The following is a 24,667-nucleotide window of genomic DNA, read 5'->3' as shown; positions in this document are numbered from 1 at the left end:
CCTTAGCTCGGGCCGACTGATTGCCCACGGTAAGCCCATATGCAAGGAAATACCAATCGCCACGCCAGATTTTCCGTTGTGGCGTGGGCGATTACGACCCTTCGAGGGACGCCCCGGGAGGCCCCGGCGGAAACGAAGGGGTCGGATTTCCGCTGCTAGAGGCGAAATCCGACCCCTTCGACTACCGGGTGGGCAGCGGATCGGTGGTGGGCAGCCAAGCCGCCCTTCCCCGCTCGAACTCGGTCACCTCATCGGCGTGCCGCAGGGTCAGGGCGATGTCGTCCAATCCCTCCAGCAGCCGCCAGCGGGTGTACTCGTCGATCCCGAAGCGGGCGGTGAAGTCCTTGGCGGTGACCGTGTTGTTCGTGAGGTCGACGGTCACCGGGGTGCCCGGGTCGTTCTCCAGCACCTTCCAGAGCAATTCGACATCGGACTGCTCCAGCTGCGCGGCCAGGAGCCCCTGCTTGCCCGCGTTGCCCCGGAAGATGTCGGCGAACCGGGAGGAGATGACCACCCGGAAGCCGTAGTCCATGAGCGCCCAGACGGCGTGCTCGCGGGACGAGCCGGTGCCGAAGTCGGGCCCGGCGACGAGCACGCTGCCCGCCTTGAAGGGCTCCTGGTTGAGCACGAAGTGCTCGTCGGAGCGCCAGGCGGCGAACAGGCCGTCCTCGAAGCCGGAGCGGGTGACCCGCTTGAGGTAGACGGCCGGGATGATCTGGTCGGTGTCCACGTTGGACCTGCGCAGCGGAACGCCGACCCCGGTGTGCGTGGTGAACGCTTCCATGGTTGTAGAACTCCCTCAGACCAGGTCGGCGGGCGACGACAGGGTGCCCCGCACGGCGGTGGCGGCGGCCACGAGCGGCGAGACCAGGTGGGTGCGACCGCCCTTGCCCTGCCTGCCCTCGAAGTTGCGGTTGGAGGTGGACGCGCTGCGCTCACCCGGCTTGAGCTGGTCCGGGTTCATGCCCAGGCACATCGAGCAGCCGGCCTGGCGCCACTCGGCGCCCGCCGCCAGGAACACCTCGTGCAGCCCTTCGGACTCCGCCTGCGCGCGCACCCGCATGGAGCCGGGCACGACGAGCATCCGGACGCCGTCGGCGACCTTGTGGCCCTTCAGCACGTCCGCGGCGGCCCTCAGGTCCTCGATGCGGCCGTTCGTGCAGGAGCCGAGGAACACGGTGTCGACGTGGATGTCGCGCAGCGGGGTGCCCGCCTCCAGGCCCATGTAGGCCAGCGCCTTCTCGGCGGCGACCCGCTCGTGCTCGTCGAGGATCGCCTCGGGGTCCGGCACCCGGTCGGTCAGCGGCAGGCCCTGGCCGGGGTTGGTCCCCCACGTGACGAACGGCGTCAGCTCGGCGGCGTCCAGGCGCACCTCGGCGTCGAACTCGGCGTCGTCCTCGCTGCGCAGCGTCTTCCAGTACGCGACGGCCTCGTCCCAGCGCTCGCCGGACGGCGCGTGCGGGCGGCCCCGGAGGTAGTCGAACGTGGTCTGGTCGGGCGCGATCATGCCCGCGCGGGCCCCGGCCTCGATCGACATGTTGCAGATCGTCATGCGGGCTTCCATCGACAGCGCCTCGATCGCGCTGCCCCGGTACTCCACGACGTAGCCCTGGCCACCGCCGGTGCCGATCTTCGCGATGACCGCGAGGATCACGTCCTTCGCGGTGACCCCGGGCGCGAGCTGCCCGTCGATGGTGATCGCCATGGTCTTGAACGGCCGCATGGGCAACGTCTGGGTCGCCATCACGTGCTCGACCTCGGAGGTGCCGATGCCGAACGCCAGCGCGCCGAACGCGCCGTGCGTCGAGGTGTGGCTGTCACCGCAGACGACCGTCATGCCCGGCTGCGTGAGGCCCAGCTGCGGACCCACGACGTGCACGATGCCCTGTTCGAAGTCGCCCATGGGGTGCAGCCGGACGCCGAACTCGGCGCAGTTCTTGCGCATCGTCTCGACCTGCGTGCGCGACACCGGGTCGGCGATGGGGAGGTCGATGTCCACGGTGGGGACGTTGTGGTCCTCCGTGGCGATGGTGAGGTCGGGGCGGCGCAGGCGGCGCCCCGCGAGGCGCAGGCCGTCGAACGCCTGCGGGCTGGTCACTTCGTGCAGCAGGTGGAGGTCGATGTAGAGCAGGTCCGGCTCGGCGCCACTCCCGTGGCGCACGACGTGTGCTTCCCACACCTTCTCCGCGAGCGTGCGGCTCATCGCAACTCTCCCAAGATCTGGACAGTCGATAGATCTGGACTTCCCAGACAGTGGGAAGTTAGTATCGGCTTGTGGGACAGCATAGCGGGATCGGCGTGTTGGACAAGGCAGTGGCTGTCTTGAACGCCGTCGCAAAGGATCCGTGTGGGCTCGCCGAGTTGTGCAACCGGACGGGTCTGCCCCGGGCGACCGCGCACCGGTTGGCGGTCGGCCTGGAGGTGCACCGGTTGCTGCGGCGGGGTTCCGACGGCCGCTGGCGGCCCGGCGCGGCACTGGCGGAGCTGGCGGGTGGCGCGACCGACCCGCTGCTCGACGCGGCGTCGTCGGTGTTGCCGCGCTTGCGCGACATCACGGGCGAGAGCGTCCAGTTGTACCGGCGGGACGGGATGCAGCGGATCTGTGTCTCCTCCGCGGAACCGCAGAGCGGTTTGCGTGACACCGTGCCGATCGGTGCACGTTTGCCGATGACCGCCGGATCGGGCGCGAAGGTATTGGCCGCGTGGTCCGACCCGGGCACCCAGCGAGCCGTTCTCGCGGACGCCGTTTACGGCGAGCGCACTTTGTTGGAAGTGCGCCGCCGGGGTTGGGCACAAAGCGTGGCGGAACGGGAACCGGGCGTCGCGAGCGTTTCCGCGCCGGTGCGCGACAGTTCCGGCGCGGTGGTCGCCGCGGTATCCGTTTCGGGCCCCATCGACCGCATGGGCCGCCGTCCGGGGGCGAGGTGGGCCGCAGACCTCCTGGCGGCCGCGGAAGCCCTCCAGTCACGCCTCTGAGCACCGCAGGAGCCCGTGGCGCCCTCATCACCCGGTGGGGCGCCACGGGCTCCCGGAGGGCGGTCGGCACACAAGGAAAATCCCCCCACCCGCGATGGGGTGGGGGGATTTCCGTGTAGCCCCGAAGGGATTCGAACCCTCGCTACCGCCTTGAGAGGGCGGCGTCCTAGGCCGCTAGACGACGGGGCCCTGGGAACTTCCGTTATATTCAGTTTATCAGATCCGGGAGGCTCTCACCAAATCCGGGGTCTTGCTCTGTTGCTCCGGTAGTCTAGCAGGTCTTTCTTTCCACCGTTGCAGCTGGGGTACCAGGACTCGAACCTAGACTAACTGAACCAGAATCAGTCGTGCTGCCAATTACACCATACCCCATTGGTTTCCCGGCGAGCCTACCCGTCCTCCCGGGATCTTGTCCTCGGGGTTTCGGGGGCTCTCCGTTCCGCCGGGAGGAATACTAGACCACGAGCCCGGCGGAACGGAAATCGGGGGTCACACGGAGGCTGCCGACAGCTCGCAGACGAGGAGTTCGGGCAGCTCAGCGAGGCTGGAGATGGCCGAGATGCCGGTGGGCAGCCCGCCGTCGCGAGGGCCCAGCCGGTTGAGCCAGACGCCCCTCATGCCGGCGTCGCGGGCGCCGATGGCGTCGGCGTGCAGCCGGTCGCCCACGTGGATCGCGTCGCCCAGCTCGACGCCGAGGTCGGCGCACGCGGTGTCGAAGATCACCCGGTCCGGCTTGGCGGCGCCGACCTCGCCCGCGATGAGGACGGTGTCGAAGTACTGGGCCAGCCCGAGGGCCGCGATTTTCACCCGTTGGTGGCGTCCCGAGGCGTTGCTGACGGCAGCCACGGGCAGACCGGTGGCCCGCAGCCACTCCAGGCAGGGCACGACGTCGGGGAACAACCGCCAGCCCGACGCGAGGACCTCCTGGCGGCGCAGCTCCCGCCGGGTCGCCTCCTCCTGGTCCAGCTCCTCGCCGAGGGCCGCGAAGAAGGCGCGCGTGCGGATGTTGCGCATGCTCTCGTACTCGAGCTCGCCGGCGAGGAGGCGGGAGCAGTGCTCATCGGTGATGCGCTGCCACAGCGGCCACGCGTCGGCGTTGCCGACCATCGCGGCCAGGGCGGCCCGGGACGAGGTGCTGTAGTCGACCAGGGTGTCGTCGACGTCGAGGCACACTGCCCGGATCTCGCCGGTTCTCCGAGGGGTGAAGGTCGGGGCTGCGGTTGTCACCCCGTGAGGCTAGGTGCGGTCACCCCTCGTCCGACTCGACCAGAGAGGTGATATCTGGCGGTGCTTGCACGATCAAGCACCGCCGAACCGCCCGATCGCACCAGTCAGATTGCCCCGAGCGCGCGCCGCAATCGCCCGATCGAGCGACTTTGGCCCAACAGTTCCATGCTTTCGTACAGCGGAGGCGAGACGGTACGGCCCGTCACGGCAACCCGCACGGGGGCGTAGGCCTTGCGCGGCTTGAGGCCCAACGTGTCCACAAGGGACACCTTGAGCGCCTCCTCGATCGCGGCGGTCGTCCACTCGGGCAGCGGCTCCAGGGCGGCGATCGCCGCCTCCAGCACGGGGCGCGCGTCCTCGCCGAGCGCCTTGGCCGCGGAGTCCTCCTCGGGCGCGAAGTCCTGCTCCGCGACGAACAGGAACCGGACCATCCCGGACGCTTCGGACAGCACGACCAGCCGCTCCTGCACGAGCGGCGCGACGCCGGCGAGCACGGCGAGCTGCTCGGGCGTGGGCTCGGCCGGCAGCACGCCGTCCTTGACGAGGTGCGGCACCACGCGGCTGACGAACTCCTCGACGGGCAGCGCGCGCAGGTGCGTGGCGTTGATCGCCTCGGCCTTCTTCAGGTCGAAGCGGGCCGGGTTGGCGCTGACCTTGGACAGCTCGAACGCCTCGACCATCTCGGTCATCGAGAAGATGTCGCGGTCGTCGGCGATGGACCAGCCGAGCAGCGCGAGGTAGTTCAGCAGGCCCTCGGGCACGAAGCCGCGGTCGCGGTAGAGGAACAGGTTCGACTGCGGGTCGCGCTTGGACAGCTTCTTGTTGCCCTCGCCCATGACGTAGGGCAGGTGGCCGAAGAGCGGGGTGGACGTGGTCACGCCGATCCGGGTCAGCGCCTCGTACAGGGCGACCTGGCGCGGGGTCGACGGGAGCAGGTCCTCGCCGCGCAGCACGTGGGTGATGCCCATGAGCGCGTCGTCGACGGGGTTCACGAACGGGTACAGCGGGTCGCCGTTGGCGCGCACCATGACCGGGTCGGGCGTGCTGCCCACCTTGAACGTGACCTCGCCGCGGATCAGGTCGTCGAACGTGATGTCGCGGTCGGGCATGCGCAGGCGCAGCACCGGGTTGCGGCCCTCGGCGCGGTACGCGGCCCTCTGCTCGTCGGTGAGGTCGCGGTCGTAGCCGTCGTAGCCGAGCTTGGGGTCCTGGCCGGCCGCCCTGCGCCGCGCCTCGACCTCCTCGGGCGTGGAGAACGACTCGTACAGCTCGCCCGCCTCGAACAGGCGCTTGGCGATGTCGTCGTAGAGGTCGCGCCGCCGGGACTGCCGGTACGGCGCGTGCGGGCCGCCGACCTCGGGACCCTCGTCCCAGTCGATGCCCAGCCAGCGCATCGCTTCGAGCAGCGAGAGGTACGACTCCTCGGAGTCGCGGGCCGCGTCGGTGTCCTCGATCCGGAACACCACGGTGCCGCCCACGTGGCGGGCGTACGCCCAGTTGAACAGGGCGGTGCGGATGAGCCCCACGTGGGGCGTGCCGGTCGGCGACGGGCAGAAGCGGACGCGGACCTCTGGGGATGCTGCTGATGCGCTCATGACCCGATCAGCCTATCCGGCTTGACCAAGCCGTTTCGCGGGAGCATGCTCAAGTTATTCAACTGGTGTTGAAATCTGAGGGGTGGACCATGGAGAGGACAGGCGTCGTGGTCGTCGGCGGCGGACCGGCGGGCGTGGTGTGCGCGCTGCTGCTGGCCCGCGCGGGCGTGGAGGTGACCGTGCTGGAGAAGCACGGCGACTTCCTGCGCGACTTCCGCGGCGACACGGTGCACGCGTCGACGTTGACGCTGCTGGACGAACTGGGGCTGGGGCCGTCGTTCGCCGAGGTGCCGCACCGGCTGGTGCAGCGCGTCCAGGTGCTGCTGGACGACGGCCCGGTGACGATGGGCGACATGTCGCGGCTGCGCGGCCCGCACCGGCACATCGCGATGGTGCCGCAGTGGGACTTCCTCGACCTGCTGGCGGACGCGGGCAGGCGCGAGAAGACCTTCGCGCTGCGGATGGGCACCGAGGCGGTCGGCCTGCTCCGCGAGGGCGACCGGGTCACCGGCGTCCGCTACCGCACCGCGGACGGCGGCACCGGCGAGCTGGCCGCGGACCTCGTGGTCGCCGCCGACGGCAGGCGCTCGCTGGTGCGCGACGCGGCGGGGCTCCCGGCGCGCGGCTACGGCTCGCCGATGGACGTGTGGTGGTTCCGCCTGTCGCGCCGGTCCGACGAGACGGAGGGCGCGACCGGCAGGTTCGGCGGGGGCAGCGGCCTGGTGCTGATCGACCGGGGCGACTACTTCCAGGTCGCCTTCCTCATCCGCAAGGGCACCGACCGGGCGCTGCGGGAGGAGGGCGTCGAGGCGTTCCGGGCGCGGGTGGCGGCCCTGGTGCCGTGGTTGGGCGACCGGGTGGACGAGATCGCGTCGATGGACGACGTGAAGCTGCTCGACGTGCGGATCGACCGGTTGCGGCGCTGGCACGTCGACGGCCTGGTGTGCATCGGCGACGCGGCGCACGCCATGTCGCCCATCGGCGGGGTCGGCATCAACCTGGCCGTGCAGGACGCGGTGGCCGCCGCGCGGATCGTGGCCGGTCCCCTGCGCCGCGGCGCGCTGGCGCCGCGGGTGCTGGCGAAGGTGCGCCGCCGCCGGTGGCTGCCCACCGCGGCGGTGCAGGCGGCACAGCGGCGCGTCCAGGACTCGTTCCTCGCGCCGGTGCTCGCCGGCGGCCCCGGCGCGACGGCGGGGAAGGTCCCCCTGCCCGTGCGGCTGGTGCGGCGGTTCCCCGCGCTCCAGGTGGTGCCCGCCTACGTCGTCGGCATCGGGCTGCTGCCCGAGCACGCGCCGGGCTTCGCCCGCCGCGCGCCCGAGCGCATCGAGCGGAGCTGACGGGTCAGCGCTCGGAGACCGTGTTGGTCAGCGTGCCCAGGCCCTCGACGGTGACGGACACGGTCTGCCCGGCGGTCAGCGGGCCGACACCGGCGGGGGTGCCGGTGAGGATCACGTCGAGCGGGCGCAGCGTCATCACCGACGAGATGTACTCGATCAGCCCGGGGATGTCGTGGATCAGCAGCGAGGTCCGCGAGTCCTGCTTCACGACGCCGTCCACCTCGGTGCGGATCGCCACGTCGGACGGGTCGAACGAGGTCTCCACCCACGGGCCGAGCGGGCAGAACGTGTCGAAGCCCTTGGCGCGCGTCCACTGCCCGTCGGTCTTCTGGAGGTCGCGCGCGGTGACGTCGTTGGCGATCGTGTAGCCGAGGACCGACTGCCACGCCCGCGACGCGGGGATGTCCCGGCCGCCGACGCCGACCACCACGGCCAACTCGCCCTCGAAGTCGACCCGCTCGGACACCGCGGGCAGCTTGATCTCGGCGTTCGGGCCGATGACCGCGGTGTTCGGCTTGAGGAACATCAGCGGCTCGGCGGGCACCTCGTTGCCCATCTCGGCGGCGTGCTCGGCGTAGTTGCGGCCGATCGCGACGATCTTGGGCGGGAGGAACGGCGCCAGCAGCCGGACGTCCGCCAGCGGCCAGGACCGGCCGGTGAACGTCGGGTTCGCGAAGGGGTCGTCGGCGATCTCGACCGCGGTCAGGTCGTCGCCGTCGCCGCGGATCTCGGCGAAGGCCAGGCCGTCGGGCTGGGCGATACGGGCAATGCGCACGCCGAACACCCTAACCGGCGGCTTGAAACCGCACCGTCCGTGCCTAGCGTCAGGAGGATGCGAACCCTGCTGATCGCCCTCGCCCTCTTACTGGGGACGGCCGCCCCCGCCGCCGCCGTCGCCCCGACCCCGCTCGAAGCGGGCACCCCGCTCACCGCCGCCGGCGGCGGGCGCTGCCCCAACGGCTTCAACGCCCGCGGCCACCTGCTCGTCCCGACCTCCTGCGGTCCGGTCGGCACGCTGGTCAGCGGTCCCGGCGGCGTCGTCGTCGGACCGATCACCGCGGTCCGACCGACGTACGCGGTGGTCACCATCACCAACCCGGCCGCCTGGGTCCAGCGGCCCACCGTCGCCGGTGCGCCCGGCACGATCACCGGCTCCGCCGAGACCGCCGTCGGCGGCTCGGTCTGCCGGGTGGGCGGCGTCACCGGTCTGCGGTGCGGCACCGTCCAGCAGAAGAACGCCACGGTGTCCTTCCCCGGCGGCACCATCACCGGCCTGACGCGCACGAACCTGTGCCCCGACGGCCGCGACCACTGGGTCGCGGTGTTCAGCGGTTCCCAGGCCCAGGGCCACGTGATCGGCGGCTCCGGCAGCTGCACCAGCGGCGGCACGACCTGGTTCTACCCGCTCAACCGCGTCCTGGCGGCGGAGGGCCTGACCCTGGTGACGGGATGAGGGCGGTGCTGCCCGCCGTCGCGCTCCCGGTCGCCACGGCCCAGCCGGCCCGGCGGCGCCGACCCCGCTCGAAGCGGGCACCCCGCCCGTCACCGCGAGCGGCGGGCGGCGTCCTCCGGCACACCGACGGCAGGCGGATCGGCACCGTCGTCGCGAGCCGTGACAGCACCCCGCGCTTCGGCGACGGGTCGGTCCTCCACGGGGTGTCGCGGACACCGGTGTGCCCACCCCCGAACGACGACCGGGGCGCCGTGGGCGCGGTCGCGGGCCCGGGGCCTGGTGTTCGTCGCGCACGGCTGCCCCGACGGCACGTCGTCTCCTTCCCGCTGGTGGACGTGCCGGCGCGGGAGGGGCTCAGGCCGGTGACGGGCTGACCCGCATGGCCTTGTGCGCGAGCGCGTCGCACAAGGCCAGCCAGCTCGCCTCGACGATGTTGCCGTGCACGCCCACGGTGGTCCACTCGCGCTCGCCGTCGGTGGACTCCACCAGCACGCGGGTGACGGCGTCGGTGCCGTGCTCGGCCGGGTTCTGCCGGGTCCCGGGCAGGATGCGGACCTTGTAGTCGTTCAGCTCCACGGCGTCCAACCAGGACAGGTGGGGCAGCAGCGCCTTCCGCAGGGCGGCGTCCAGCGCGTGCACCGGGCCGTTGCCCTCGGCGGTGGCGATGACCCGCTCCCCCGCGACGTGCACCTTGACCGTGGCCTCGGACACGATCGTGCCGTCCTGCTGGTGGTCCAGCACGACCCGGTAGGACTCCAGCCGGAACGGCGGCGCGTCCAGTTCGGACAGCTCGTCGCGCATGAGCAGCTCCAGGGAGGCGTCGGCGGCCTCGAACGACCAGCCGCCCGCCTCCAATTCCTTCACCCGGCGCACCGCGTTCGTCAGCGCGTCGGGCCGGCGGGCCAGGTCGATCCCGAACTCGCGCCCCTTGAGCTCGAGGCTGGCCCGGCCCGCCATCTCGGTGACCAGCACCCGCATGTCGTTGCCGACGGTCCCCGGGTCGATGTGGTTGTACAGCTCCGGGTCGACCTTGATCGCGCTCGCGTGCAGCCCCGCCTTGTGGGCGAAGGCCGACGACCCGACGTAGGCCTGGTGGGTGTCGGGTGCGATGTTCGCGATCTCGGCGAGGGCGTGGGACACGCGGGTCAGCTCGGCCAGCGACTCGTGCGGCAGCACCTGGAGGCCGAGCTTGGTCACGAGGTTCCCCACCACGGCGAACAGGTCGGCGTTGCCCGCCCGCTCGCCGTAGCCGTTCGCGGTGCACTGGACGTGGGTCGCGCCCGCCTGCACCGCGGCGAGGGTGTTGGCCACGGCGCAGGACGTGTCGTCCTGGCAGTGGATGCCGACCCGGAAGCCCGTGCGGGCCACCACGTCGGCGACGGTCTCGGCGAGCCCCAGGGGCAGCTGCCCGCCGTTGGTGTCGCACAGCACGACGACGTCCGCGCCGCCCTCCGCCGCGGACTCCAGCACGCGCAGCGAGGTGTCCGGGTCGAACGCGAAGCCGTCGAAGAAGTGCTCGGCGTCGAGGAACACGCGGCGGCCCTCGTCGACGAGGAAGCGCACGGTGTCGCGCACCATCGCGCAGTTCTCCGCGACGTCGGTCCGCAGGGCCTTCTCGATGTGCCTGCGGTCGGACTTGGCGACCAGCGTCACGACCGGCGCCCGGCTGTCCAGCAGTGCCCTGACCTGGGCGTCCTGCTCGACCCGGACGCCCGCCTTGCGGGTGGAGCCGAACGCGACGAGCTGCGCGTGCTTGAGCGTCAGGTCCCCCGCGGCGGCGCGGGCGAAGAACTCGGTGTCCTTCGGCAGCGCGCCCGGCCAGCCGCCCTCCACGAACCCCACGCCCAGCGAGTCGAGCAGCCGCGCCACGGCCAGCTTGTCGGTGACCGAGTAGGTGATGCCCTCGCGCTGGGCACCGTCGCGCAGGGTCGTGTCGTAGACGTGGAAGGAATCGCCGAGGGGGGTCACGAGAGGTCTCCTTGGGGATCTCGGAAAACAAAAAGACCCCCCGCAGGATGCGGGAGGTCGGCGCGCCGGGTGCTTCTCAGGAGCACTACCCGGCGCGCTGGGCGATAATGATCACGGCGTGGAGAGCCACGTCCGGAATGGTGCCACACCCCTCCCGCGCATACCAAGCCACGGACGGGTTGTCCCACATGATGGGTCCGGCTACCGGTGGCGAACCCCGCGGGCGCCTCGTGCGGAAAGCGAGGGCCACCGCGGCGGCGCCGCGGTGGCCCTCGTGCATACTCCGGCGCTCAGCCGGTCCGGACGTTCGACGACACCAGGGCCGCCAGGCGGTCGCCGACCGCGTAGGTGGCGCCCGGCGACGCGTGGTCGCGGGTGGCCAGGTCGAACGCCACCGACGCCTCGATCCGGCGCGCCGACTCCGACTGGCCCAGGTGGTCGAGCATCAGGGCCACCGACAGGACCGCCGCCGTCGGGTCGGCGATGCCCTGGCCCGCGATGTCCGGCGCGCTGCCGTGCACCGGCTCGAACATGCTCGGGTTGCGCCGCGTCACGTCGAGGTTGCCCGACGCCGCCAGCCCGATGCCGCCGGTCACGGCCGCCGCCAGGTCGGTCAGGATGTCGCCGAACAGGTTGTCGGTGACGATCACGTCGTACCGGCCCGGGTCGGTGACCAGGTGGATCGTCGCGGCGTCCACGTGCTGGTACGCGACCGTCACGTCGGGGTGCTGCAACGACACCTCCTCCACGACCCGCGACCACAGCGAGCCCGCGTGCGTGAGCACGTTGGTCTTGTGCACCAGCGTGAGGTGCTTGCGCGGCCGGTTCGCGGCGCGGGCGAACGCGTCGCGCACCACCCGCTCCACGCCGAACGAGGTGTTGATCGACACCTCGGTGGCGATCTCGTGCGGCGTGTCCTTGCGCAGCAGGCCGCCGTTGCCCGCGTACAGGCCTTCGGTCCCCTCCCGCACGACCACCATGTCGATCTCCGGCGGGTCGGAGATCGGGCTGCGCACACCGGGGTAGAGCCGCGCCGGGCGCAGGTTCACGTGGTGGTCGAGCTCGAACCGGAGCCGGAGCAGCAGGCCGCGTTCCAGGATGCCGCTGGGGACCGACGGGTCCCCCACCGCACCGAGCAGGATCGCGTCGTGCTGGCGCAGTTCGCCCAGCACGGACTCCGGCAGGAGTTCACCTGTGGCGTGCCAGCGCGCCGCGCCGAGGTCGTAGCGGGTGATCTCAGCCGCTGGAACGACCTCACCGAGCACCTTCAGGGCCTCGGCGACGACCTCGGGCCCGATCCCGTCTCCTGGGATCACTGCGAGCCGCATCCACACACCTCCCAGGTATCAGTCCCATTGCACGGGACTAGTTTTCATTGCGAAAGGCTACCGGTCCAAGGCCCTGGGACCGCACTCGGAACACCCCTCCGTGGCCGAGTATCCCGGACTGCGGGACACCCGAACGGTTCAGTGCCTCCAAATGGCGGTCACCCGATGTGCTTAAACGACTCTGGCCGGCCGGGGGAACCCCCGACCGGCCAGAGCGTCGTACGGCGATCAGTCCGCCGAGCGGTTGTTCGTCTTGCCCTTCACCTTCACCACGGACGCCCGGTCACCGGTGGCGTTGTGGTGGTGCAGGACCAGCAGGCTGTCCGCGCCGTCGGTCGCGAGCGACGCGGCGTCGCGGTTGACCACGAGCGCGGTGCCCGGGCGGGCCGAGTAGGACAGCGCGGCGTCACCGCCGCCCTGCACCCACAGGCCCGGCTTGAGCGGGTCGAACGACAACTGGCCGGGGATCGAGTCGATCAGGCCGTTCGTGCTGCCCGGGGCGAGGTAGAAGCCCGCGGTGCCGGCCTGGTACCTGATCCGCGAGGTGTCCGCCGAGGCGTCGATGCCGATCGCCGACAGCAGCACCGGCAGGACCACCACGTTCGTGTCGAACACGTTCGTGTCGACGTCGCCGAACTGGCCGTTCACGCCCTGGAGGTCGACCGTGACGCCGGTGGCGAGGTCGACCGTGGCCGCGACCAGCAGGTCGGTGTCGGTCAGCTTGGTCGCGTACACCTCGTAGTCGAACACGCCGTCGCCGTTGGTGTCGATGTCGACGAACGGCACGGTGTTGCTGCCCAGGTTGTACCAGTTGCCCCAGGTCGCGACGCCGAACGCGAGCAGCGCCTCCTCCGGCGCACCCTGCGCCCTGGCCAGCGGCGCGGTGGACGCGGCACCGACGTAGCGCAGGTCACCGCCCTTGGCCGTGTCGTTCAGGGTGCAGTTGGCGGTGACGTTGCGGCGGCACTCGGGCAGCTTCGGCGAGGACGCCTGGAGCTCCAGGACGCTCACCAGGGACTTGTACGCGCCCTGGTCGAGCCCCTTGCCGGTCAGGTTGAGCACGGCCTGGCCGCCGTTGTTCGCCTTGACGCTCTTCGGCACGTCGATGTCGGCGACCGGCTTCGGCGCCGAGTACACCGGCACGCGCAGCGGGACCGCGGTGCCCGACTTCGGCGCGAACACGACCCGGCCCGACGCGTCCGCCAGGAACTGGCGCGGCACGTCCAGCTGCAGTGCCTCCACGGTCGGGTCGACCGTCTTGCGCAGCGCCTTCGGGTCGTCGATCTTCAGGGTGACCTTCACCCGGGCGATGCCGCGCGGCGACAGCCGGACGGTGTCCGCCGACAGCTCGTAGCGCACGCCCGGGATCTGCGTCAGGGCCTCGTAGCCGACGGTGTAGTCGACCCACTTGGTCGACTTGTTGACCACCTTGATCGTCTTGGTCAGCGACACCGGCTTCGAGACCTCGACCACGCCGAACGACGCGGACACCGCGCCCGGGTCGTCCTGCACGTAGGCCAGCACCTGGTTCTCGACCGCGGCCTTGCCGTCGATGCGGCCGGAGCCGACGCGGTTCGGGGCGTAGGTCTTGCCGTCCTGGCTCTTCACGTCGGCCGAGGCGCTGTTCATGACCGCGGCCTTGACCTCCTCGGGCGTCCAGTCCGGGTGGACCTGGCGCACCAGCGCGGCGATGCCGGTGGTGTGCGGGGCCGCCATCGAGGTGCCCGAGATGACGAGGGTCTTGTCGCCCGAGCCCACCAGCGCCGAGGCGATGGTGTCACCGGGGGCCGCCACGTCCGGCTTCACGACCGGGCCGCGCACGCCGCGCGAGGTGAACGAGCTGGGCGTGTCGGTGATCGACTGGTCGTACGTCGGCAGCGAGGTGCGCAGGTCGCCCGCGAGGCGCAGGGTCAGCGCACCGGTGGCCAGGACCGGGCGCAGCGCCGCGGTGGCCGAGCCGGTGATCTGGATGACCGGGATGGCCGCGTTGCCCGCGATGCCCGCGTTGAAGTTCTCCAGCTGCGAGGTGAACACCGCGCCGATGGCGCCCGCGGCGGTCACGTTGTTCGTGCGACCGGCCGAGCCGCAGCGACGCGTCGCGTCGTTGTCGTCCCACTCCAGCCACGCGATCCTGCCCGCGACGGCGGCCTTGTCGGCGGCCGACAGCGGGAGGCAGCCGTCCTTGTTGCCGGCGTCGCCCAGCGGCACGGCGACACCCGTGACGCTCTTGCCCTCGTAGTTGTAGCTCTGGCTGTACTGGCCCGGCTTCGGCCCCTTGACGGCGTCGGGGGCGGTCACCTCGACCGCGTCGCGCAGCACGTAGGAGTCGCGGGTGCTGGCCACGGTCAACGCCTCGGGGGTGCTGCCCGGCGAGCCGCCGATGTCGTACAGGTCGCCGCCGTTGCCCGCGGAGAACACGGTCAGCACGCCGGAGGCGTTGAGCTTGCGCACGAACAGGCTGTCGGGGTCGTCCGGGGCGCCGTAGTCGGAGCCCAGCGACAGGTTGACCACGTCGAGGTGGTCGGAGAAGTCGCCGTCGCCGTCGGGGTCGAGCGACCAGTCCAGCGCCTGCGCGGTGACGTTGGTCGACCCCTCGCAGCCGAACACCTTGAGCGCGTACAGCAGGGCCTTCGGCGCGGTGCCGGGGCCGATGCGCATGGCGTCGAGCGCCTCGGGGGTGAGCTTGGTGTAGTCACCGGTGAAGGTGGACCCGTCGGCGTTGACGCCGAAGCCCGCCGCGGTGCCCGCCACGTGCGAGCCGTGGCTGTTGCAGTCGAGCGGGTTCGGGTCCGGCTTCGGGGTGTTGACCGCCGGGTCGTCGCTCTCGCCGTCGTAGGCGTTGCCCACGAAGTCGTAGCCGCCGACGACCTTGGCGGTCGGGAAGTACGACGGGTCGACCTTCGTCTCGTCGATCGCCTGGAACGCCTCGACGGTGCCCGGACCGCCGAAGTCTGCGTGGGTGTAGTCGATGCCCGTGTCGATGATGCCGATGCGGGTGTCGTCCCCGAGCTTGCCGTACTGCTGCCACGCCTTGAGCGTGTTGGTCAGCTGCACGGCGGTGGAGTTCTGGCGGGACTTCGGCACCACCGTGCGCACGGACTTCACGTCCGGGCGCTGCGCCAGCTCGCGCACCTTGGCGGCGTCGGCGGTGACCACCACGCCCGGCACGCCGTTGGCGGTCCGGTACAGCTCCTTGGTGGCGGAGTCCTTGCCCTTCAGGTCGGTGACCACCCGGTCGACGACCTTGCCGGTGTCGTTCCTGGTCGCCTTGGCGGCGTCCTTGGCCTGCTGCTTGCTCGCGCCCTGGCCGGTCTTCTCCGCGTAGGTGTCGACGGCAGGCTTGGCCTCCAGCTCGACGAACGCGGTGACCTTGCCCCGGGCGGCGGAGAGCCGCTTGGAGACCTTCAGCTGCAACGTGCCCGCGTCCAGCCCGCGCGCGGTGGCGACGGACGGCGCCGGCGGATCTTCCGCGGCCAGTGCCGTGCCCGCCGTGGACGCCACGAGGAGGATCGCGGCGAACAGCGGTACGGCTGATCTGGCGACAACGCGAGATCGGCTCACTACGTGCCCCAACCGAGGTCGGATTCGACCGGGCGGGCAGCGTCGCGACGACTCGGGGGACAGCTGCCCGCGTGGTGCCGTGCCCTCTACGGCACCGGGTCAACCTCGTTGGGCAGCAACCTAACCGCTCTAAAGAGCTGGCCAATTAGTCCGAACGAGTGAGAACACCAACAGTTTTAGCGACTAACGGTTAAATGTGACACCGCCGAGACCTGCGACGATATACACCCACAGGTCTCGGCGGCACTAGTCCGATTCAGCTACGGACACTCCGCGTCACTTCGGTCAGTCGAAGTTGACCGAGCGCGCGGTGCGGGCGCCGACGGCCGCGCCGATGGGGGCCAGCACACCGGCGTCCACCGGGCGGTCGACGCGCAGCAGCATGAACGCGTCCTGGCCGTCCGTGGTCTGGCTGATCTGCGCGGCCTCGACGTTCACGCCCGCCTCGCCGAGCAGGGTGCCGACGGTGCCCATCACGCCCGGCCGGTCCGGGTACTCCAGCAGCAGCACGTTGCCCTCGGCGCGCAGGTCGAAGCCGCGGCCGTTGATGCCGACCAGCTTCTGCACCTGGTCCAGGCCCGACAGCGTGCCCGACGCGGTGATGACCGCGCCGTCCGCCTGCACCGCGCGCACCGTCACCAGGCTGCGGTGGGCGGCGCTCTCCGGCTCCTTCACCAGGTCCACGTCCACCCCGAGCGAGTTCGCCAGCGCCGGGGCGTTGACGAAGGTGACCTGCTCCTCGACCACGCTGGAGAACACGCCGCGCAGCGCGGCCAGCGGCAGCACCGCGACGTCCTCGTTGGACAGCTCGCCGCGCACCTCGACGGTGACCGAGGTGGGGGCCTTCGCGCTCAGCGCGGCGACGACCGTGCCCAGCTTCTGCACCAGCGGCAGGTACGGGCGGACCTCCTCGCCGACCACGCCGCCGCCCTGCACGTTCACCGCGTCCGGCACGAAGTCGCCCGCCAGCGCCAGCAGCACCGACTTGGCCACGTCCGTGCCCGCCCGGTCCTGCGCCTCGGACGTGGACGCGCCCAGGTGCGGGGTGACGACGACGTTCGGGACGCCGAACAGCGGGTTGTCGGTGGTGGGCTCGCTGGAGAACACGTCCACGCCCGCGCCGCCGACCTGGCCCTCGCGCACCGCCTCGGCCAGCGCCTCCTCGTCGATCAGGCCGCCGCGCGCGGCGTTGACGATGATCACGCCGCGCTTGGCCTTGGCCAGCTGCTCGGCGCCGATGAGGCCCTTGGTCTCCGGGGTCTTCGGCAGGTGGATCGAGATGAAGTCGGAGCGCTCCAGCAGCTCCTCCAGCGACACCAGTTCGATGCCGAGCTGCGCGGCGCGGGCGGCGCTCACGTACGGGTCGTAGGCGATCAGCGTGGTGCCGAAGGCGGCGATGCGGGCCGCGAACAGCTGGCCGATCTTGCCCAGGCCGACGACGCCGACGGTCTTGCCGTTGACCTCGACGCCGTTGAACCTGCTGCGCTTCCACTCGTGGTCCTGGAGCGTGGCGTGCGCGGCCGGGATCTGGCGGGCGGTGGCGAGCAGCAGCGCGACGGCGTGCTCGGCGGCGCTGACGATGTTCGAGGTCGGCGCGTTCACCACCATGACGCCGCGCTCGGTGGCGGCGGGCACCTCGACGTTGTCCAGGCCCACGCCCGCGCGGGCGACGACCTTCAGCTTCGTGGTGGCCTTGAGGACCTCGGCGTCCACCTTGGTCGCGGAGCGGACCAGGAGGGCGTCGGCGTCGGCCACGGCCGCCAGCAGGGCGGGGCGGTCGGTGCCGTCGACGTGGCGCACCTCGATGTCTTCGCCGAAGACGTCGAGAACGGACGGTGCGAGCTTCTCGGCGATGAGGACAACGGGCTTGGTCACGGACGTCGCTCCCAGTGCTTCTGGTCGTGTGGGGAGCGCGGGGCCGTCGTGCAGGTAGTCACCCGCGCCGGCCGGCCACGGCAATGTGTCCGGGTTGTTAACGAGCTTAGTCGGGACGCCTTCACGGATTCACACCCGGGTGCCGCGTTTCACCTGCTGGGACCCGGTACGCACGTCCCACTCCCCGCGAGTCGTACGTCCGGCCCGCGCGTGTCGTAATCCCGGCCCGGGCGTGTCGTACGTTCATGACCACCCGAGTCCGCAAGCGGTGCGCAACCGCAAGTGCCCCGGCTTACGACTCGCCCGGGCTGAACCGACGACTCGCGGGGGCCGAAGTGACGACTCGCGGGTCACCAGGGTTCGTCGAACTCGCCGTCCTTGACGCCCAGGATGAACGCCTCCCACTCGGCGGGGGTGAAGACCAGCACGGGGCCCTCGGGGTGGGCGGAGTTGCGCATGGCCGTGTACGTGATGCCGTCGGTGTGCTCGACGAACGCGATCTCGACGTGCTCCTCCTCGTCCTCCGCACCCTCGTCGCTGCGGATCCACTCGGCGGCGGTGAGGTCGAGGCTGCCCCGGACGTGGGCCTTGTCGTCGTATATCGGCGCGCTGTCGGTCATGGGACCTAGATATACCGGAGCCCGCGGCGTGCGTGAACACCGCGGGCTCCGGGGGCGAAACAGCAGGTACTAGGCCGTTTCGGTGATCGGGCGGTCCACCCACGACATGAGGCCGCGCAGCTTCTTGCCGACCTCCTCGATCGGGTGCTGTTCGCCCTCCTGCTGCAACTTCTTGTAGTTGCCGCGGCCGGCGTCGTCCTCGTTCACCCACTCGGTGGCGAAGGTGCCGTCCTGGATCTCGCCCAGGATCTTGCGCATCTCCTCCTTGACGGCCGGCGTGATCACGCGCGGGCCGCGGGTGAGGTCGCCGAACTCGGCCGTGTCGGAGATCGAGTAGCGCATGCGCGCGATGCCGCCCTCGTACATGAGGTCCACGATCAGCTTCAGCTCGTGGAGGCACTCGAAGTAGGCGACCTCGGGCGCGTAACCGGCCTCGGTCAGCACCTCGAAACCGGCCTGAACCAGCGCGGACGCGCCACCGCAGAGCACGGCCTGCTCGCCGAACAGGTCGGTCTCGGTCTCTTCCTTGAACGTCGTCTTGATGACGCCCGCGCGCGTGCCGCCGATGCCCTTGGCGTAGGCCAGGGCGAGCGCCTGCGCGTTGCCCGTCGCGTCCTGCTCGATCGCGATGAGCGCCGGCACGCCCTTGCCGTCGACGAACTGGCGGCGGACCAGGTGGCCCGGGCCCTTGGGCGCGACCATGGCCACGTCCACGTTGGACGGCGCCTCGATCAGGCCGTAGCGGATGTTGAAGCCGTGGCCGAAGAACAGCGCGTCGCCGTCCTCGAGGTTCGGCGCGATGTCCTGCGCGTAGATGTGCCGCTGCGCGGTGTCCGGCGCCAGGATCATGATCACGTCGGCCTCGGCCGCCGCCTCGGCGTTGGTGAGGACCCGCAGGCCCTCCTCCTCCGCCTTGGCCGCGGACTTCGAGCCCTCGCGGAGGCCGATCCGCACGTCGACGCCGGAGTCGCGCAGGCTCAGCGCGTGGGCGTGGCCCTGGCTGCCGTAGCCGATGACCGCGACCTTGCGCCCCTGGATGACGCTCAGGTCGGCATCGTCGTCGTAGAAGATCTCGACGCTCACGTGTGGTACTCCCTTTCGAACAACGGGGTGGGGTTCAGCGCACCGCGGTGGCGGTGATGGAGCGGGCGCCACGGCCGATGGCGACCATGCCGGACTGGACGATCTCGCGGAGCCCGTAGGGCTCCAGCATCCGCAGCAGCGCGTCGAGCTTCTCAGACGTGCCGGTGGCCTCGACGGTGACCGCCTCCGGGGAGACGTCGACGACCTTCGCGCGGAAGAGCTGCACCGTCTCGAGGACCTGGCTGCGCACCGTGGCGTCGGCGCGCACCTTGACGAGCAGGAGCTGCCGCTGCACGGCGGCGGCGGGCTCCAGCTCGACGATCTTGATGACGTTGACGAGCTTGTTGAGCTGCTTGGTCACCTGCTCCAGCGGCAGCTCGTCCACCGAGACGACGATGGTCATCCGGGAGATGTCGGGGTGCTCGGTGCGCCCGACGGCGAGCGACTCGATGTTGAAGCCGCGCCGCGAGAACAGGCCCGCCACCCGGGCGAGGACGCCGGGCTTGTCCTCGACCAGGACGCTGAGGGTGTGCCGGGTCATCACTCGTCCTCGTCGAACAGGGGGCGGATGCCCCGCGCGGCCATGATCTCGCTGTTGCCGGTGCCCGCCGCGACCATCGGCCACACCTGGGCGTCCTTGCCGACCACGAAGTCGATGACGACGGGGCGGTCGTTGATCTCCATGGCCTTCTCGATGACCGCGTCGACCTCCTCGCGGGACTCGGCGCGCAGGCCCGCGCAGCCCATCGCCTCGGCCAGCAGCTTGAAGTCGGGGATGCGGTGCTTGTGGGTGCCCAGGTCGGTGCTGGAGTAGCGCTCGCCGTAGAACAGGGTCTGCCACTGGCGGACCATGCCCAGGTTGCCGTTGTTGATGACGGCGACCTTGATCGGGATGCCCTCGATGGCACAGGTGGCGAGTTCCTGGTTGGTCATCTGGAAGCAGCCGTCGCCGTCGATCGCCCACACCTGGACGTCCGGCACGCCGGCCTTCGCGCCCATCGCGGCCGGGACGGCGTAGCCCATCGTGCCGAGGCCGCCGGAGTTGATCCAGGTGCGCGGCGACTCGTACTTCACGAACTGCGCGGCCCACATCTGGTGCTGGCCGACGCCCGCCGTGAACACGGTGTCCGCCGGGGTGAGGGCGCCGATCCGCTCGATGACGTACTGCGGGGACAGCGTGCCGTCCTCGGGCCAGTCGTACCCCAGCGGGAACGTGCCGCGGACCTCGTCGAGCGTGGCCCACCAGGGGGCCAGGTCGACCTCGCGGGCGGCGTTCTCCTTCTCGGCGCGGACCGCGTCGATCAGCTCGGCGATGATCTCCTTGCAGTCGCCGACGATCGGGACGTCCGCGCGGCGGTTCTTGGAGATCTCGGCCGGGTCGATGTCGGCGTGCACGACCTGCGCGTCCGGGGCGAACGTGGACAGCTGGCCGGTGACCCGGTCGTCGAACCGCGCGCCCAGGGCGACCAGCAGGTCCGCCTTCTGCATCGCGGCGACGGCGGCGACCGTGCCGTGCATGCCCGGCATGCCCAGGTGCTGGGGGTGCGAGTCGGGGAACGCGCCGCGCGCCATCAGCGTGGTGACCACCGGGATGCCGGTGGACTCGGCCAGCTCCAGCAGCTCCGCCGACGCCTCGGCCTTGATGACGCCGCCGCCGGCGTACAGGACGGGGCGGCGGGCCGCGGCGATCAGCTTCGCGGCCTCGCGCACCTGCTTGCCGTGCGGCCGGGTCGTCGGCCGGTAACCGGGCAGGCGCAGCTCCGGCGGCCAGGAGAACGAGGTCATCTCCTGGAGCACGTCCTTGGGGATGTCCACCAGGACGGGGCCGGGTCGGCCGGTGGAGGCCAGGTGGAACGCCTCGGCCACGGCGCGCGGGATGTCCGCGGCGTCGGTGACGAGGAAGTTGTGCTTGGTGATCGGCATCGTGATGCCGCAGATGTCCGCTTCCTGGAACGCGTCGGTCCCGATCAGCGGGCGGGACTGCTGGCCCGTGATGGCGACCACCGGGACGGAGTCCATGTTGGCGTCCGCCAGCGGCGTGACCAGGTTCGTGGCGCCGGGGCCGGAGGTGGCCATGCACACCCCGACCCGGCCCGTGGCCTGGGCGTACCCGGTGGCGGCGTGGCCCGCGCCCTGCTCGTGGCGGACCAGGATGTGGCGCACCTTGGTGGAGTCGAGGAGCGGGTCGTAGGCAGGCAGGATGGTGCCGCCGGGAATGCCGAAGACCACCTCGCAGCCCACCGCTTCGAGGGAGCGGACGAGGGACTGGGCACCGGTCACGCGGATGGGGGCTCCGCTCGGCGGGGCCGGTTTCGGCCGCGGTCCAGGGCGGGGCGACGGCGGCTCACCGGGAGCCGGTCGCGAGGTTGCGCTGGTCATCTGTCTGCCTCGTGGGTAAGGAGAATGCACGGTCCGGGCACGAAAAAACCCTCGCCAACCCGGACGGGTCGCACGAGGGTCGCGCGTCGACGCAAGCTCGGTTGCCTAGGCGTCGACGCGCCTGGGAAGTACGAGAACGAGGTTGCGCTGCATGGAGGTGACGTTAACCGTCAAGTGCGGGAAGCGTCAACTCTGCGGGACGGCACTCCCGGATCGTGGACACCTCCACGTGCCCGGACCCGGGCCGGGGTCACCCGCCCGGACGACCGGTGGGACCATGCGGGACGTGTCGAAGGTCGTGTTCCGCATCCCCACCCCCGCCCTGCTCGCCGCCGGGCTCGCCACCATCTGCGCGACGCCGTTCGCCTGGGCGGCGCCCGGTCTCCAGGCGATCTACCTGCTGCCGGCGGCGTTCGCGGTGTGGGTCGTGCGCAACCGGACCACGGTGGACGGTGAGCGGATCGTGGCGCGGAGCACGTTCGGCAAGCGGGTCGTGCCGTGGTCCGGGGTCACGGCCCTGAAGGTGGTCGAGCGCGGATGGCTGAGCGTCGTGCTCGCGGACGGTTCGCTGGTCCGGCTGCCCGCCGTCCGGGCGGGTCACGTGCCCGCGCTGGCCCTGGTGAGCGGCGGTCGCCTGCCGACCCCGACCCCGGCTCCGGACCCGGACGAGGCGCCGTCGACGCCGGAGCCCACCACCACGACACCGGCGGGCACGACCGCGGCCGGCACGGCGGCGACCGCACCGGCGAGCACCGCGGGCGACGCCGCTTCGGGTGGTTCCGCGGAGACCCCGGTCACGCCTGACCGGGGTGCAACGCCGCCCTCCGTACAGTCCGGGGAGTGAGTTCGAACACGCGGACCCTCCGTTGGGTACGGGTCGTCAGCCTCGTGCTGTCGCTCGCGGGCCTGGCCGTCTCGACCTACCTGACCACCGCCCACTACACCGCCGGCGCGCTGCTGTGCGCCGAGGGCGAGGTGATCGACTGCGGCACGGTCACCACCAGTGAGCAGTCCGAGCTGCTCGGCATCCCGGTCGCGGTGCTGGGCCTGGCGTTCTTCGCCTTCCTGACCGTCGCCACCCTGCCGTTCGCGTGGCGCGTGGAGGCGCTGCACTGGGCGCGGTTGGCGTCGGTCGCGGTGGGCGTGCTGTTCGTCGTCTACCTGGTGGCCGCCGAGTTCCTGCTGATCGGCAAGATCTGCCTGTGGTGCACCGCCGTGCACGTCATCACGCTCGCGCTGGCGGGCGTGCTGGTCGCGGGGGCGCTGCGGCGGAGTAGCCTCTAGGCACCGCTCCCACCACCCCGGCGCCCACCCCACGCGCCGTCGGCGCCTTTCGCGCGCCCCGCGACCAGCACCTGAACCGCAGACATGGAGGAGCCGTGCCACCGCTCCGTTCCCGCACCACGACCCACGGCCGCAACGCCGCGGGCGCCCGCTCGCTGTGGCGGGCGACCGGCATGACCGACTCGGACTTCGGCAAGCCCATCGTGGCGATCGCCAACTCCTACACGCAGTTCGTGCCCGGTCACGTGCACCTCCGCGACCTCGGCGACATCGTGGCCGAGGCGATCCGCGAGGCGGGCGGCGTGGCGCGCGAGTTCCACACCATCGCCGTGGACGACGGCATCGCGATGGGCCACAGCGGCATGCTCTACTCGCTGCCCTCGCGCGAGATCATCGCCGACTCGGTCGAGTACATGGTCAACGCGCACCAGGCCGACGCGATCGTGTGCATCTCGAACTGCGACAAGATCACCCCGGGCATGCTGAACGCCGCGATGCGGCTCAACATCCCCGTGGTGTTCGTCTCGGGCGGGCCGATGGAGGCGGGCAAGGCGGTCGTGGTGGACGGCGTGGCCGTCGCGCCCACCGACCTGATCACCGCGATCTCCGCGTCGGCGTCGCCGGACGTGGACGAGGCCGGGTTGGCCGAGGTCGAGCGGTCGGCGTGCCCGACGTGCGGCTCCTGCTCGGGCATGTTCACCGCGAACTCGATGAACTGCCTCACCGAGGCGCTGGGCCTGTCGCTGCCCGGCAACGGGTCGACGCTGGCCACGCACGCCGCGCGCCGCGAGCTGTTCGCCGAGGCCGGCCGCGTGGTCGTGGAGCTGTGCAAGCAGTACTACGAGCAGGACGACGAGTCGGTGCTGCCGCGGTCGATCGCGAACCGCAAGGCGTTCGAGAACGCCATGGCGCTGGACATGGCGATGGGCGGCTCGACGAACACCGTGCTGCACGTCCTCGCCGCCGCGCAGGAGGGCGAGGTCGACTTCACGCTGGCCGACATCGACGCGCTCAGCCGCCGCGTGCCGTGCCTGTCGAAGGTGTCGCCGAACTCGGACTACCACATGGAGGACGTCCACCGGGCCGGTGGCATCCCCGCCCTGCTGGGCGAGCTGTGGCGGGCCGGGCTGCTCAACGAGGACGTGCGCACCGTGCACAGCCCGGACCTCGCGTCCTGGCTCGGGGCGTGGGACGTCCGCGCAGAGTCGCCGTCCGGGAAGGCGGTCGAGCTGTTCCACGCGGCGCCCGGCGGGGTGCGCACCACGCAGGCGTTCTCCACGACGAACCGCTGGTCGAAGCTCGACACGGACGCCGCCGGCGGCTGCATCCGCGACGTCGAGCACGCCTACACCAAGGACGGCGGCCTGGCCGTGCTGCACGGCAACCTGGCCGAGCGCGGCGCGGTGGTCAAGGCGGCGGGCATCGACGAGGAGCTGTGGCGCTTCGAGGGCCCGGCGCGCGTCGTCGAGTCCCAGGAGGAGGCCGTCTCGGTGATCCTGAAGAAGGAGATCCGGGCCGGCGACGTGCTGGTGGTCCGCTACGAGGGCCCCGCGGGCGGGCCGGGCATGCAGGAGATGCTGCACCCGACCGCGTTCCTCAAGGGCGCGGGGCTGGGTCGGAAGTGCGCGCTGATCACCGACGGCCGGTTCTCCGGCGGCACGTCGGGCCTGTCGATCGGCCACGTCTCGCCGGAGGCGGCGGGCGGTGGCGTGATCGGCCTGGTCCAGGACGGCGACCGCATCCTGATCGACGTGCACGAGCGCCGGCTGGAGCTGCTGGTCGACGACGAGGTGCTGGCCGAGCGGCGGGCGAAGATGGAGGCGTCCGAGCGGCCGTGGCAGCCGGTGGACCGGGTGCGCCCGGTGACCTCGGCGCTGCGCGCCTACGCGCGGATGGCGACGGACGCGTCCACCGGCGCGGTGCGGGACGTCACCAGGTAGGTCTTCCCGGGGACCGGCCGTCCCCTCGGGGCGGCCGGTTT

General features: G+C 71.3%; 20 protein-coding genes and 2 tRNA genes. 7 read left to right on the top strand and 15 right to left on the bottom strand.

Features of this window, described 5'->3' with window-relative positions:
- Positions 1-181 precede the first annotated feature (181 nt).
- Together leuD and leuC are read right to left on the bottom strand one after the other, a co-directional pair.
- Entirely contained in the window at positions 182-784 is a 603-nt protein-coding gene (leuD, locus tag CKY47_RS20105; protein ID WP_306747432.1) for a 3-isopropylmalate dehydratase small subunit, read from the bottom strand.
- A gap of 15 nt (positions 785-799) precedes the next feature.
- Positions 800-2,203: a 3-isopropylmalate dehydratase large subunit gene (leuC, locus tag CKY47_RS20100; protein ID WP_306747431.1), complete on the bottom strand. Its 1,404-nt coding sequence runs from the start codon at positions 2,201-2,203 to the stop codon at positions 800-802.
- Between the two features lie 71 nt (positions 2,204-2,274).
- Between leuC and CKY47_RS20095 the strand changes: the two genes are divergently transcribed.
- The gene (locus tag CKY47_RS20095) at positions 2,275-2,976 is read left to right on the top strand and encodes an IclR family transcriptional regulator (protein WP_306747430.1); all 702 of its coding nucleotides are present in this window, start codon (positions 2,275-2,277) and stop codon (positions 2,974-2,976) included.
- A gap of 116 nt (positions 2,977-3,092) precedes the next feature.
- Here the strand turns inward: CKY47_RS20095 and CKY47_RS20090 are convergent.
- From CKY47_RS20090 to gltX, 4 genes are all read right to left on the bottom strand, one after another.
- Positions 3,093-3,165, bottom strand: a tRNA-Glu gene (locus CKY47_RS20090).
- Positions 3,166-3,276: 111 nt separating this feature from the next.
- Positions 3,277-3,348: transfer RNA gene (locus tag CKY47_RS20085), tRNA-Gln, on the bottom strand.
- 117 nt (positions 3,349-3,465) lie between these two features.
- Complete coding sequence (locus tag CKY47_RS20080; protein WP_306747429.1) at positions 3,466-4,203, bottom strand: HAD family hydrolase; 738 nt, start codon at positions 4,201-4,203, stop codon at positions 3,466-3,468.
- A gap of 104 nt (positions 4,204-4,307) precedes the next feature.
- A complete protein-coding gene (gene gltX / locus CKY47_RS20075) occupies positions 4,308-5,798 on the bottom strand; it encodes a glutamate--tRNA ligase (RefSeq protein ID WP_306747428.1) in 1,491 nt (496 codons plus the stop codon).
- A gap of 89 nt (positions 5,799-5,887) precedes the next feature.
- Here gltX and CKY47_RS20070 point away from each other — a divergent pair, with 89 nt between their 5' ends.
- The gene (locus tag CKY47_RS20070) at positions 5,888-7,135 is read left to right on the top strand and encodes an FAD-dependent oxidoreductase (protein ID WP_306747427.1); all 1,248 of its coding nucleotides are present in this window, start codon (positions 5,888-5,890) and stop codon (positions 7,133-7,135) included.
- Positions 7,136-7,139: 4 nt separating this feature from the next.
- Here CKY47_RS20070 and CKY47_RS20065 read toward each other — a convergent pair whose 3' ends face one another.
- Positions 7,140-7,910: a fumarylacetoacetate hydrolase family protein gene (locus CKY47_RS20065; protein ID WP_306747426.1), complete on the bottom strand. Its 771-nt coding sequence runs from the start codon at positions 7,908-7,910 to the stop codon at positions 7,140-7,142.
- A gap of 57 nt (positions 7,911-7,967) precedes the next feature.
- On the opposite strand from CKY47_RS20065, the gene CKY47_RS20060 reads away from it, so the two are divergent.
- Positions 7,968-8,588 (top strand): S1 family peptidase, encoded by a 621-nt coding sequence (locus CKY47_RS20060; RefSeq protein ID WP_306747425.1) that lies wholly within the window; start codon positions 7,968-7,970, stop codon positions 8,586-8,588.
- Complete coding sequence (locus CKY47_RS20055; protein WP_306747424.1) at positions 8,585-8,962, top strand: hypothetical protein; 378 nt, start codon at positions 8,585-8,587, stop codon at positions 8,960-8,962. The genes CKY47_RS20060 and CKY47_RS20055 overlap by 4 nt, the downstream gene beginning before the upstream one ends.
- On the opposite strand, the gene cimA is transcribed toward CKY47_RS20055, so the two are convergent.
- The 8 genes from cimA to CKY47_RS20015 all read right to left on the bottom strand — a co-directional run bounded on the left by cimA (position 8,943) and on the right by CKY47_RS20015 (position 21,402).
- Positions 8,943-10,556: a citramalate synthase gene (gene cimA, locus CKY47_RS20050; protein ID WP_306747423.1), complete on the bottom strand. Its 1,614-nt coding sequence runs from the start codon at positions 10,554-10,556 to the stop codon at positions 8,943-8,945. The genes CKY47_RS20055 and cimA overlap by 20 nt on opposite strands.
- A gap of 290 nt (positions 10,557-10,846) precedes the next feature.
- Positions 10,847-11,884 carry a 3-isopropylmalate dehydrogenase gene (locus CKY47_RS20045; protein ID WP_306747422.1) on the bottom strand — a complete coding sequence of 346 codons (1,038 nt, stop codon included), beginning with the start codon at positions 11,882-11,884 and terminating at the stop codon, positions 10,847-10,849.
- A 228-nt stretch (positions 11,885-12,112) separates the two neighbouring features.
- Complete coding sequence (locus tag CKY47_RS20040) at positions 12,113-15,445, bottom strand: S8 family peptidase (RefSeq protein ID WP_306747421.1); 3,333 nt, start codon at positions 15,443-15,445, stop codon at positions 12,113-12,115.
- Between the two features lie 285 nt (positions 15,446-15,730).
- Positions 15,731-17,320 carry a phosphoglycerate dehydrogenase gene (serA, locus tag CKY47_RS20035; protein ID WP_306747420.1) on the bottom strand — a complete coding sequence of 530 codons (1,590 nt, stop codon included), beginning with the start codon at positions 17,318-17,320 and terminating at the stop codon, positions 15,731-15,733.
- A 350-nt stretch (positions 17,321-17,670) separates the two neighbouring features.
- Complete coding sequence (locus tag CKY47_RS20030; protein ID WP_306747419.1) at positions 17,671-17,940, bottom strand: DUF397 domain-containing protein; 270 nt, start codon at positions 17,938-17,940, stop codon at positions 17,671-17,673.
- 69 nt (positions 17,941-18,009) lie between these two features.
- On the bottom strand, positions 18,010-19,023 hold the full coding sequence (ilvC, locus tag CKY47_RS20025; RefSeq protein WP_306747418.1) for a ketol-acid reductoisomerase: 1,014 nt from the start codon (positions 19,021-19,023) through the stop codon (positions 18,010-18,012).
- 34 nt (positions 19,024-19,057) lie between these two features.
- Positions 19,058-19,564, bottom strand: coding sequence for an acetolactate synthase small subunit (ilvN, locus tag CKY47_RS20020; RefSeq protein WP_306747417.1), 507 nt, complete (start codon positions 19,562-19,564; stop codon positions 19,058-19,060).
- Positions 19,564-21,402, bottom strand: a complete 1,839-nt coding sequence (locus CKY47_RS20015) for an acetolactate synthase large subunit (protein WP_306747416.1) — start codon at positions 21,400-21,402, stop codon at positions 19,564-19,566. Before CKY47_RS20015 ends, ilvN begins: the two co-directional genes overlap by 1 nt.
- A 286-nt stretch (positions 21,403-21,688) precedes the next feature.
- Here CKY47_RS20015 and CKY47_RS20010 point away from each other — a divergent pair, with 286 nt between their 5' ends.
- The 3 genes from CKY47_RS20010 to ilvD all read left to right on the top strand — a co-directional run bounded on the left by CKY47_RS20010 (position 21,689) and on the right by ilvD (position 24,626).
- Positions 21,689-22,246 (top strand): PH domain-containing protein, encoded by a 558-nt coding sequence (locus CKY47_RS20010; RefSeq protein ID WP_306747415.1) that lies wholly within the window; start codon positions 21,689-21,691, stop codon positions 22,244-22,246.
- Positions 22,243-22,686 (top strand): vitamin K epoxide reductase family protein, encoded by a 444-nt coding sequence (locus CKY47_RS20005; protein ID WP_306747414.1) that lies wholly within the window; start codon positions 22,243-22,245, stop codon positions 22,684-22,686. Before CKY47_RS20010 ends, CKY47_RS20005 begins: the two co-directional genes overlap by 4 nt.
- Before the next feature lie 95 nt (positions 22,687-22,781).
- On the top strand, positions 22,782-24,626 hold the full coding sequence (gene ilvD, locus CKY47_RS20000) for a dihydroxy-acid dehydratase (protein ID WP_306747413.1): 1,845 nt from the start codon (positions 22,782-22,784) through the stop codon (positions 24,624-24,626).
- The last annotated feature ends 41 nt before the right edge of the window (positions 24,627-24,667 follow it).

This window comes from Saccharothrix longispora (assembly GCF_030852425.1).
GTDB classification, from domain to species: Bacteria; Actinomycetota; Actinomycetes; order Mycobacteriales; family Pseudonocardiaceae; genus Actinosynnema; species Actinosynnema longispora.
This window is presented reverse-complemented; position numbering and strand designations above follow the sequence as displayed.

Coding starts and splice junctions, on each gene's coding strand:
- leuD (WP_306747432.1), bottom strand. CDS start 784: ATGGAAGCGTTCACCACGCACACCGGGGTCGGCGTTCCGCTGCGCAGG.
- leuC (WP_306747431.1), bottom strand. CDS start 2,203: ATGAGCCGCACGCTCGCGGAGAAGGTGTGGGAAGCACACGTCGTGCGC.
- gltX (WP_306747428.1), bottom strand. CDS start 5,798: ATGAGCGCATCAGCAGCATCCCCAGAGGTCCGCGTCCGCTTCTGCCCG.
- CKY47_RS20070 (WP_306747427.1), top strand. CDS start 5,888: ATGGAGAGGACAGGCGTCGTGGTCGTCGGCGGCGGACCGGCGGGCGTG.
- CKY47_RS20060 (WP_306747425.1), top strand. CDS start 7,968: ATGCGAACCCTGCTGATCGCCCTCGCCCTCTTACTGGGGACGGCCGCC.
- CKY47_RS20055 (WP_306747424.1), top strand. CDS start 8,585: ATGAGGGCGGTGCTGCCCGCCGTCGCGCTCCCGGTCGCCACGGCCCAG.
- CKY47_RS20045 (WP_306747422.1), bottom strand. CDS start 11,884: ATGCGGCTCGCAGTGATCCCAGGAGACGGGATCGGGCCCGAGGTCGTC.
- CKY47_RS20030 (WP_306747419.1), bottom strand. CDS start 17,940: ATGACCGACAGCGCGCCGATATACGACGACAAGGCCCACGTCCGGGGC.
- ilvN (WP_306747417.1), bottom strand. CDS start 19,564: ATGACCCGGCACACCCTCAGCGTCCTGGTCGAGGACAAGCCCGGCGTC.
- CKY47_RS20015 (WP_306747416.1), bottom strand. CDS start 21,402: ATGACCAGCGCAACCTCGCGACCGGCTCCCGGTGAGCCGCCGTCGCCC.